10 protein-coding genes are annotated in these 10253 nt (G+C 67.6%); 7 read left to right on the plus strand and 3 right to left on the minus strand.

The window, feature by feature from the left end:
• Positions 1-17: 17 nt before the first annotated feature.
• The 3 genes from Q0629_RS02275 to Q0629_RS02285 all read right to left on the minus strand — a co-directional run bounded on the left by Q0629_RS02275 (position 18) and on the right by Q0629_RS02285 (position 3107).
• Positions 18-527: an aminoacyl-tRNA deacylase gene (locus Q0629_RS02275; protein ID WP_298778411.1), complete on the minus strand. Its 510-nt coding sequence runs from the start codon at positions 525-527 to the stop codon at positions 18-20.
• Entirely contained in the window at positions 524-1735 is a 1212-nt protein-coding gene (locus tag Q0629_RS02280; RefSeq protein WP_298778413.1) for a hypothetical protein, read from the minus strand. The genes Q0629_RS02275 and Q0629_RS02280 overlap by 4 nt, the downstream gene beginning before the upstream one ends.
• Before the next feature lie 67 nt (positions 1736-1802).
• Positions 1803-3107: a glycosyltransferase N-terminal domain-containing protein gene (locus tag Q0629_RS02285; protein WP_298778415.1), complete on the minus strand. Its 1305-nt coding sequence runs from the start codon at positions 3105-3107 to the stop codon at positions 1803-1805.
• A gap of 177 nt (positions 3108-3284) precedes the next feature.
• On the opposite strand from Q0629_RS02285, the gene tal reads away from it, so the two are divergent.
• From tal to Q0629_RS10145, 7 genes are all read left to right on the plus strand, one after another.
• Entirely contained in the window at positions 3285-4457 is a 1173-nt protein-coding gene (gene tal, locus Q0629_RS02290; RefSeq protein ID WP_298778418.1) for a transaldolase, read from the plus strand.
• A gap of 185 nt (positions 4458-4642) precedes the next feature.
• A protein-coding gene (prfB, locus tag Q0629_RS02295) for a peptide chain release factor 2 (protein ID WP_298778421.1) occupies positions 4643-5747 on the plus strand; the annotation gives its coding sequence in 2 pieces (ribosomal slippage) (positions 4643-4699 and positions 4701-5747; 1104 coding nt in all).
• Between the two features lie 231 nt (positions 5748-5978).
• Complete coding sequence (locus tag Q0629_RS02300; RefSeq protein ID WP_298778425.1) at positions 5979-7847, plus strand: SpoIVB peptidase S55 domain-containing protein; 1869 nt, start codon at positions 5979-5981, stop codon at positions 7845-7847.
• A 4-nt stretch (positions 7848-7851) separates the two neighbouring features.
• Positions 7852-8517 (plus strand): dTMP kinase, encoded by a 666-nt coding sequence (gene tmk, locus Q0629_RS02305; protein WP_298778427.1) that lies wholly within the window; start codon positions 7852-7854, stop codon positions 8515-8517.
• Complete coding sequence (locus Q0629_RS02310) at positions 8514-8966, plus strand: DUF327 family protein (RefSeq protein WP_298778429.1); 453 nt, start codon at positions 8514-8516, stop codon at positions 8964-8966. The genes tmk and Q0629_RS02310 overlap by 4 nt, the downstream gene beginning before the upstream one ends.
• The gene (locus Q0629_RS02315; protein ID WP_298778432.1) at positions 8963-9709 is read left to right on the plus strand and encodes a hypothetical protein; all 747 of its coding nucleotides are present in this window, start codon (positions 8963-8965) and stop codon (positions 9707-9709) included. The genes Q0629_RS02310 and Q0629_RS02315 overlap by 4 nt, the downstream gene beginning before the upstream one ends.
• On the plus strand, positions 9681-10253 hold a 573-nt coding region (locus tag Q0629_RS10145; RefSeq protein WP_366122952.1), incomplete at its 3' end, for a PSP1 domain-containing protein. The genes Q0629_RS02315 and Q0629_RS10145, both read left to right, overlap by 29 nt.

Genomic DNA, 10253 nt, shown 5'->3' on the forward strand with positions numbered 1-10253 from the left:
ATTCGGAGGACGGCAGCTTACGATGGCACAGCGGCCTGTTCCGCGGTCAGGTCCTCCGTCGTGAAGTCCACGGCCCGCCGCAGGTCCTCCAGGGAGAGCTCCATCATCCGGCCTATTTTTCCGGCGCTGACGATGATCGTCGCGAGCCCCTCCGCCGACGCGTCCACGACGGTCCGAAACGTTTTCTTCATCCCCACGGGAGAGCAGCCCCCGTGTACGTAGCCGGTGAGGGGCAGGAGCTCCTTCGAGTGGACCATCTCGACGGACTTCTCGTTCACGGCGCGGGCCGCCTTGCGCAGGTCCAGCTCACGCCCTCCGGGCACAACGAACACGTAGTGTTCGCGGCTCCTCCCCACGGTGACGAGGGTCTTGAAGACCTCGTCCGTCCCGCGCCGCAGAAGGCGCGCCGCCTCCACGGCGCTGACGGCGTCGGTCCCGTCCATGGGAACGGTGAGAGGAGTGTAGCTTGCCCCGCACGCCTCAAGCCGGCGCATGGCGTTCGTCCGGTCCGCCGTCCTGCCGCTCACGGCCGCAGCCCTTCCTCCGCCGCGCGCTCAAGCATCCTGCGGCGATCCAGCGGGCGCACGTTCTGCACGATCCAGTCGCGCATCGCCGCGCCCTCCGGCGTTTCCTGGGATGAGGAGAGGAACTTCAGCTCAATGCCGAGCTCCCGCGCCGCGTCGTGAGCCAACACCGGCCAGACGCGGCCGATGTCGCCGATGATGGGCAGGCTGCCCTCGTGGCGTGCAAAGGCGGACATCTCCATGCGGAAAGGAATCCTCGCGGCCTTCGTCTTGGGCAGGCCCTTGTCGATGGCCTCCTGGACCGTCCGGGACAGCTCCACGGCGCGCCTCAGGTTCTCGTCCAAGTCGATGCGCACCAGCGTCTTGTCCCGAAGGCTGTAGGTGGCCTGGCCGGACCAGCTGGCCCAGATGCCGTGCCCCGTGTAGCACTCGAAGGGGCCGTCGTGGACCTCCTGCGTCAGGGCCACGGCGGACTCGATGATGACGTCGCAGGTGGCCAACATTCGAGAGAGGCGCATGGAACGCTGGGAGATCGGGATGCTGTCCCCGATGGACATGCCCACTGCGCCGCCGCCGATGAGCTGGGGGATGGTGACCAGCACGGGCACGCCACGCCCTGCCGCCGCGCCCAGCATGGTCATGGGGTCGCATCCCCAGCCTGCGACCTCCTCAAAGGGAAGCCCGTACATCCGGGCCAGGTTCATGATCTCCCCCGCCAGCCGCTCGCCTCGAAGCCCCATGGGGTAGGCCATGTTGCCCGCCGCCTTGATGATGTCGCTGTGTATGGGAAGGTCCCTGCCGCGCCTCAGCAGGTCCTCGTCCAGCGGCATCTCCCTCCGGAGCTCCTCCAGCTCCGCCTCCGTCATGCGCGTGAACTCGAAGAGGCCTCCCCGCGGCAGGAAGCGCTCCTCCAGGCCGAGCGCGGCGGCGTCCACGCGAAAGACGCGATCCAGCGCGCCGCCCATCTCGTGCGACACGACGGCCGAGCTGGTGGACACCGCGTCCACCAGCCCCACGCGGATGAGCTCTGCGAGGAGCGTCGTGACCCCCTCGTGAATGTTGGGGCCGCTGCCCGTTACGACCATGACCTTCCCGCCGCACCTCTTCGCCGCGACGATGCGGCGGACGGCCTCGTCCAGGGCCTCGCGGGAACGACCGTCCAGCGAGGCCCTGAACCCTTCGACCTGCGGCGCTCCAAAAAGCGTGTTCATCGTGCGTCCTCGTCCTCCTGACTGATATAACGAGCGATATGGTGCAGTCCTCGACGTGCGGGGCCGCTCACGGGACCTTCACGTCCTTCACGTACTCGCGAATGACCTCCCAGGTCCGCGCCGACGCGCCGCCCAGCGTGTCGAAGTAGGCCTGGGACGCCTGCCGCACTGCCTCCTGCGTCGCCGGGTCAAGGGCGGCCGCCCAGACGCCGGCCAGCTCCTGGGGGCCGTGCACGCAGCGAGCAACTCCCAAAGCGTCCATCCGCTTCGTGTCGGGGAAGTCCGTCATGCTGGGGCCGTGGGCGGTCGTGATGCCGAACAGCGCAGGCTCAATGGGGTTCTGTCCGCCCTTTGGCACCAGGCTTCCTCCCACGAAGGCGGCGTCGGCCGCTGCATAGAGGTCGAAGAGGATTCCGATGCGATCGACCACGGCGATGTCCCATCCGTCGGAGAGATGGGACAGGAGGTCGGCCTTCAGGTCCGGGTAGGGCAGTGCGGCGGCGACGACCAGGAGGGCCCGTTCCGGGTGGCGCGGCACGACGACGAGCCGGGCCTCCGGATGCCGTTGGCGCACGATGCGGAAGGCCGAGATGACGGCCTCCTCCTCCCCCTGGTGGGTGCTGCCCGCCACGAAGAGCGGCGCTTCCCCACGCCGCAGGTCGGACCAGATTCCCTTCCTGGCCCCGTCCAGGCGATCCAGCAGGGCGTCCACCTTGCAGTCGCCCGTCACGGTGATCTTCTCGCGGGGCACGCCCAGGGCCGAGAAGTTCTCGAGGTCCTCCTCGAAGCGCACCAAAAGGCGCGTGAAGCACGACAGAACCCCGCGCCAGAAGGAGGCCTCGCGCCTCAGTTTGGCGAAACTCTCGCTCGAGAGGCGTCCGTTGGCCAGGAAGGTTGGGATGCGCCGCGCCTTGAGCTGGGACAGCATCTCAGGCCAGCGCTCCGTTTCCATGGCGACGTAGGCTGCCGGCCGGACGGCGTCAAGGGCGCTCCGCACGTAGCGTCCGACGTCCCAGGGGCTGTAGATCATCCGATCCACCTGCCCGTCCAGCAGGCGGCGGGCCATGTCCTGTCCCGTCGTCGTGACGGTGGAGAGGAGGATGGGGCGGGTCGTTTCCCCCCTCATGCGGCGGATGACGGCGCTGGCGGACTGCACCTCTCCGACGGAAACGGCGTGGACCCACACGCCGCCCGTGGACACGTCCGCGAAGCGTCCCATGCGCTCCTCGATGCCGATCCCTTTGTACTTCCGGCGGAGCCAGCTCAGGCCGCCGGCCCTGAAAAATGCGTTGATGCCCAGGCGGTAGGCGGCCATCCCGGCCCGCCACGCCCAGGGCTCCTGATCCATTCGGTCCTTATTCAATCTCCGCAAGGGAGGCGCCTCCCGTTCGTCTTAAAGGTAAAGGGGCCGTTGATTCCGAGGATGGCCCGGCCTCGGCGGAGGGACAAGCCGCCCTCCGCTTTTTTATTATCCCATAGCCCTCCGGATTTTTTGACCGCCTTATCACAGGCCCTGCGCCCCCGGCACAGGACGCCATCATAGTATATAATGAGGGGCGTTGTTGCTGCCGAAACCGTCAACGTCGTCATCAAATCACCCATCGAGACTATTTTTGAAATTTTGGAGGCGAAGGCATTGGTTCGAACGGTGCTGCATGAGGTGCATGATCTGGGGCAGAGCGTCTGGCTGGACACGATCAGCCGGGAACTGATCGCGTCCGGGGGGCTTGAGCGTTGGATCGAGCAGGGCGTCGTCGGCGTGACGACGAACCCCGCGATCTTTGAGCAGGCCATCGCGCAGACGGAGGACTACGACCGGGAGATCGCGGACCTGTTCGCTCAGGGGAAGGACGCAGCCGGGGTGTACGAGGCCCTGACGCTTCGGGAGGTGGGGGCTGCCGCGGACATCCTGCGGCCCGTCTACGACAGGACGCAGGGCCTGGACGGCTACGTCAGCCTGGAGGTCAACCCCCTTCTGGCGTCGGACACCGACAGCACGGTGGACGAGGCGGAGCGCCTCTTCGGCCTGCTGGGCCGCCCCAACGTCATGATCAAGATCCCGGCGACGCCGGAGGGCATCCTGGCCGTGGCGGGGGCTACCGCCGTGGGGGTGAACGTCAACGCGACGCTGATCTTCTCGGAGGAGCAGTACGCGAGGGTGGCGGACGCCTACCTCTGCGGGCTCAGCTCCTGCATCAGCGCGACGTTCCCTGCCTCCGTGGCCTCCGTCTTCGTCAGCCGCGTGGACACGGCGGTGGACAAGGCGCTGGCGGCTAAGGGGGAGGAATCCCTCTGCGGCAGGATCGCTGTGGACGGGGCCCGCATGATGTATCAGCACTTTAAGAAAGAGGCCTTTGCGGGCAAAACGTGGCAGGAACTGGCGGCGAGGGGGGCGCGGGTCCAGCGACCGCTCTGGGCCAGCACGGGGACGAAGAACCCCGCCTACTCCGACGTGAAGTACGTCCAGGAGCTCATCGGCCCAAACACGGTCAACACCGTGCCCCCGAAGACCATCACGGCCTTCCTGGACCATGGGCGCGCCGCCGTTTCCATCGAGGACGACCTGGCCGGTGCCAGATCGCGGCTGAGGCGCCTGGAGGAGCTGGGCATCGACCGGAAGGCCATCTGCGAAAAGCTTTTGGCCGACGGCATCGAGTCCTTCAACGGCGCCTTCCGGTCCCTCCTGGAGGCCATCGAGAGAAAGGCCGGCGCCAGAGCCTGACCCCGCCACAGAACCTAAAGTCTGCCGTCCCCAGTCGCGCCGGAGGGGCGGCAGCCTCATCCTGTCTCAGCGCTTCCCTGAATCTCCCGCACTTTGCCCCTTGGCCCTGTTTGGCATTGCGCTTTATGATAATATAATTATGGAAAAGTATCGGGCCTTCGCCCGAGTGGAGGAGTGTTGTCGGGATGATCGCTGCAAACATTTCGGTATTGGAGGAACTGCGCGCCCTGAAGCGGACGCTGCAGGACAGCCTTTGACCTGCCTGCTCTGGAGGCGCGCTCAAAGGCCCTGACCCAGGAGAGCTCGGCGCCGGACTTCTGGACGCGGGACGGCCACGAGGCCGTGCTGAAGGACCTGTCTGGCGTGAATGCGCGCATTGAAGGCTGGCGCCATCTGTGCTGCGAGATGGACGACCTGTCCGTCCTGGAGGACATGCTGCGGGACGCGGAGGACGCCGAGCTCCAGGGGGAGTTCGAGCGAAGGGCGGCGGAGGTCCGCCGCACGATGGAGCACAGCAGCCTGATCCTGCTCCTGAACGAGGAATACGACTCGTCCAACGCGATCCTGACGGTACACGCCGGGTCGGGCGGGCTGGACTCCCAGGACTGGGCAGAGATGCTGCTGCGCCTATACCTGCGCTATGCGGAGCGCGACGGCCTCAAGGCGACGGTGCTGGAGGCGACGAACGACGAGGAGGCGGGCATCAAGAGCGCCACGGTGATGATGGAGGGCGACAACGCCTACGGCTTCCTGAAGGCGGAACGGGGGGTGCATCGTCTGGTGCGCATCTCGCCGTTCGACTCCGCCCACCGCCGGCACACGAGCTTCGCGTCGGTCCTCGTCACGCCGGAGTTCTCGGACGACGTGGACGTCGAAATCCGTCCCGAAGACCTGAAGGTGGACACCTATCGGGCCAGCGGCGCGGGCGGGCAGTACGTCAACCGGACGGACTCCGCTATCCGCATCACCCACCTGCCGACGGGCATCGTCGTCACGTGCCAGAACGAGCGCTCTCAGCACATGAACCGCCAGGTGGCGATGCACGTCCTGAAGAGCAAGCTCTACGAGCGCGCCCTTCAGGAGAGGCAGGACGAGCTGGCCTCCGTAGTGGGCGACAAGAAGGAAACAACGTGGGGCAGCCAGATCCGTTCCTACGTCCTGCACCCCTACACGCTGGTGAAGGACCATCGGACGGGGCTGGAAAAGGGCAACGTTCAGGCGGTGCTGGACGGGGACATCGACGACTTCATCATGGAGTACCTGCGCCTCCGCGCCCGCAAAGAGCTGTAGGGTGCCCGAGTGATGGCCTGTCCTCCCGATGGGAGCGGGCGTAATCCCATTTAGGGAAGTTTTACTGGGTCACTTCTGACAGCCCTGTGAGTGCGTCAACGATTTTCTTGAAACTAATTAGATTATCTTCGGGCGAGCGTCTGCGGAGTCCCTGAGGCGGCGGTCGGGCGCCCCGGCCCAGGGCCCCGATTTCGGTTTTGGAGGCGCTCCCCGGTATCGAGGTGTTTTTCATTGAGTTCATTACCCTGGACGTCCCTGCGGCGGGCAGCCGCCGCTCTCGCGCTCCTGCTCCTGGTTGCCGGCCGGGGGGAGGGGGCCGTGCGCCCCTTCGTGCCAGAGGCCCCCACGCTCTCTGCGGCCTCCCTGAAGCCGGGCGAGCGCGGAGTCCTGAAGACGGTCCTCAAGGGGACCCAGCCGACGGATATCCCCGTCGAGGTGGTCAGCGTCGTCCCCCAGAAGGGGGAGGTGGAGAACGTCATCCTCATCCGCTTCCTGCCGAACGCGAATGAACGGGCGGGCAGGTTGGCCCAGGGGATGAGCGGCTCCCCCGTCTACGTTCGAGGGAAGCTCATCGGGGCTGTGGGGAGCGGTTGGGAGTTCGGCGATCACCGACTGGCCCTCGTGACGCCGATCGACGTCATGTGCGCCATCTTCGCCCACGGGGAGGGGACGGTCGCGTCGGGAGCGGCATCGGAGGGTGGAGCCCGACTGGCGGCCCCCCTGTCGGTTTCCGGCCTCTCCCAGAGGTCGGCCCGGCGGCTTGGCCGTGCCCTGGGGGCGACGCTCGCGGAAACGCCGGGTTCCTCCGGAGGGCCCCTGAAGGTGGCGGAGGGCGACTTCCGCTTCAAGCCGGGGGACTCCATCGCCGCCATGCTGGCCTGGGGCGATGTCGACGTCGCCGCGACGGGCGCCGTGACGGCCGTGTCGCGGGACGGCCGCTTTCTCGCTTTCGGACACCCCTTTCTGAAGCGCGGCAGAGCCGCCTACCCGGCGGCGCGGGCCTACGTCCACGAGGTCGTTTTGAACCAGGCCTTTCCTTTCAAGCTGGCGAGCCCTCTGGACGTCGTGGGGACCGTCACCCAGGACCGGGCGGCCGGCATTGGAGGCCGCGCGGGACAGTTTCCCGCCTCCGTTTCCGCGACGCTGGTGCTGAAGGACCGGGATCGGGGACGCCGCGTCGAGCGCAGCTTCCGCGTCGTGTCGGATGCGTTCCTGAGCGCGAAGCTCCTGGAGTCGATCTATGCGGGCCTGCTGGAGGACGTCTGGGGGCGCGTCGGGCAGGGCACGATGAACGTGACCCTGCGGATCGAGGGCAAGGGCGTTCGCAACGGCTGGACCCGGAGCGACGTCTTCGTTTCCGACGAGGACGTCAGCGGCGTTGCCCTCAAACAATCCTCCCAGATCATGGATGCGTTTCTGCTGCAGCCTTTCGAGGCGGTCATGCCCCTGGCCTTCCGGCTGGAGGTCGAGGCGACGGAGGAGCCGCGGGTGCTGGTCATCGAGGGGGTGGACGCGCCGTCCGAGGTTCGACCCGGCGCGGACCTGCCGGTGACGGTGACGCTTCGGCCCTGGAGGGGGCGCCCCGTGAAGCGCAGCTTCAAGCTGAAGGTGCCGGAGGACGCATCGGGCGTCTGCGAGCTCCTGGTCCGCGGCGGCGGCGCGCAGCCCCTGCCCCAGTTGAGCCTTGAGGGCGGCTGGAAGTCCATCGACAGCTTGAACCGTATGCTGGAGGAGATCGCCGCCTTCGACGCGAACGATGAGCTCGTGGTGGAGCTGCTCAGCGACTCCATGGCGACGGCTCTGAAGAAGATCGGGAAGGGGAAGGACGTGGGGGAGATCGGCAAGGGCGGCGGCAAAAAGGACCCCAGGGAAAAGCCTCAGGGCCGCGGGGACGGAGAGAAGGAGGGGGTTCCCCCTGAGCTCCTGCCCGAGGAAACGGAGTACCTGAGCGAGACAAAGGAGCGCCGCATCCGGGAGGGGAGCCTTCGCATCCTCCGGTCGGATCGCTTCGTGGATGGCCTGATGCGGCGTCTTGTGACGGTGACGGACGACTCCGATGAGGACTCTGACGAGAGCGGCGCCGACAAGGCCCGGTTTTGACCCCATGGAACGGACGACGGCAGGCGACGCCCCGTACAAGGCGTCCTGGTGCCCCCCCTTCATCACGCTGGAGGGCATCGACGGATCGGGCAAGAGCACCCAGGCCGCGCTCCTGGCCGAGTGGCTGGAGGCGGAAACGGGGCGCCCCGTGCTCCGAACGTTCGAGCCGGGCGGCTGGGAGGCGGGACAGGCCCTTCGCGAGCTGATCCTGCACGGCCGCATCCCGGACGCAGCCACGGAACTCCTGCTGTTTCTGGCGGACCGGAAGGGGCACCTGGCGGAGGTCGTGCTGCCGGCCCTCGCCGCGGGACAGATCGTCCTGTGCGAGCGCTACACGGACTCCACCAGAGCCTACCAGGCCGGAGGGCGTGGGGTGACCCCGGCGTTTCTGGAGCGCCTTCTGGCGGCCTGCGACTTTCCGGCACCCGACCTGACGATCTTCCTGGACCTTCCCCCGCGGACGGCCGCGAAGCGCCTGGCGGATCGGGGCGGCGGGGATCGCTTCGAGGCCAGCGGGCTTGAGTTCATGGAGAGGGTCGCGCGGGTCTATGCGGAAATCGCGCGGCGCGAGCCCCGGAGGGTCCTTGAGGTCCCGGCCGCAGGCGCTCCGGAGGACGTGGCGCGAGAGGTCCGGCGCGGGGTGCTGAGGCACCTTGGGGTGCTGCTTTGAACTCGCTCCGGGTGAAGCAGGGCCTGGGCGGCGGTTCCGCGACCAAGGCCCCCGTCGGGGCGGGCGGAGGCGGCGGACGGCACGCTGCGCCCGCCGGCGCCGTTTCCCCAGCGAACTCCTTTGAGGCGGCGCTTGAGTCGTCGGAGCTGGAACAGCTCCTCGACCGGCTCTACGACATCTCCGACCGGTTGAGCGTCTTTCCGTCGGGGCAGCTCCTGGCGGAGTACCGCTCGGTGCTGACGGAGCTCCTGCGCCGCGCCATGCAGGGGCTGCGCATCAAGCGCGATCTGCGCTGGCGGAAGACGGACAAGAAGATGTACGTCACGATCGAGAGGACGGAGGCGGCCATGGACGAGCTGGAGGAGGCCTTCCTCTACGAGGGGGACCGCACGAGGGCGCTGGCCCTGATGGAGGAGATCAAGGGTTGTCTGATTTCTCTCCTGATGTGAGCGCGGGGAAGGCAGAGCCCTTTGAGGCCCTTTGCGCCTGGCGGACTCTGGAGGAGGAGTGCGCGGCGGGGGACGTCCCCCACTGCAGGGCCGTTTCGGCGCCCCTCGTCTGGCACCCGGCGCTCCTGGAACGCCTTGCGCGCCTGACGCTCGACATCGGTCCCGACGCCCCGTCCCCCGTGCGGGAGGGGCATCCGGACCTGGTCGTGGCGGGGGAGGTCGGACGGGCGCCGGACGTCGCCGCGTGCAGGACGCTGATCCAGGACCTTGCCCTGAAGCCTGCCGCTTCCGTCCGACGTCTGGGCGTCGTCCTGTCCGCGGACCAACTGCTGCTGCCGGCGGCGAACAGCCTCCTGAAGCTGGCGGAGGAGCCTCCTTCCCACGCCTGCCTGCTCTTCCTCCTGGAGGGCGGCGTGATCCTGCCCACCCTCAGGAGCCGTGCCCGGTTCACGACGCTGGCGGCGCCCGCCGCGGCGGAGGGCGCTCCGCCCCCGTCAAGCGACGGGGAATGGCTCGCCTGGGTGGAGGGGGCGCGAGGTGGGGACGTGCCGGTCGCTGCGGCGCTGGCGTCCTGGGCGACCTGGGCCCTGCGCTGCGGGGACGCCCCGCGGGCTGCAAAGCTCGACCGGCTCAGGACGATTGCGGAGACGAAGAACCTCTCCGTCCCCATGCTCTGCGATCTTTTGATCTTAGCACTCAGGGAGGAAATTCCTTTTGAGCATTTATTTGGCAACTTTCGGTAAGCTGCGCTACCTTGGCCTGGCTGAGATAGCGGACGAGGAGCTGGCGGAGTCCCGGTGGGTGCTGCTGAGGACGGTCCGGGGGCTTGAGATGGGGCGCCTCGGCGGTCCCCTCTCTCAGGAGCAGGAGGCGAAGTACCGCGCGTCCTGCCTCGGTGAGAACGGCGAGCAGGCGCGTGGCCCGGAGCCCATGCTGCAGGAGGTGGAATTCGTCGCGAACGCCGGACCGGAGGACATGGAGAACTACCGCCGCTGCCGCAGCGACGAGGAGCGCGCGCTGGTCCGCGCGCGGGAGATCCTGCTGGAACAGGACGGGCTGCAGATGAAGCTGGTGGACGTCGAGTACATGCTGGACCGTCGAAAGCTCTTCTTCTACTTCACGTCCGAGCAGCGCGTGGACTTCCGCGCCTACGTCCGCGACCTGGCGCGGGACTTCCACACCCGCATTGAGATGCGGCAGATTGGGGTGCGGGACGAGGCCCGTGTCGTCAAGGGGATTGGGCCCTGCGGGCGTCCCTGCTGCTGCAGCTATTGGCTGCACGACTTC

The organism is uncultured Fretibacterium sp. (assembly GCF_938030725.1).
Classification (GTDB): domain Bacteria; phylum Synergistota; class Synergistia; order Synergistales; family Aminobacteriaceae; genus Fretibacterium.

Bases quoted from the DNA above. Each gene is read 5' to 3' on its own strand.
- Q0629_RS02280 (WP_298778413.1), bottom strand. From the start codon at position 1,735: ATGAACACGCTTTTTGGAGCGCCGCAGGTCGAAGGGTTCAGGGCCTCG.
- tal (WP_298778418.1), top strand. From the start codon at position 3,285: ATGAGGGGCGTTGTTGCTGCCGAAACCGTCAACGTCGTCATCAAATCA.
- tmk (WP_298778427.1), top strand. From the start codon at position 7,852: ATGGAACGGACGACGGCAGGCGACGCCCCGTACAAGGCGTCCTGGTGC.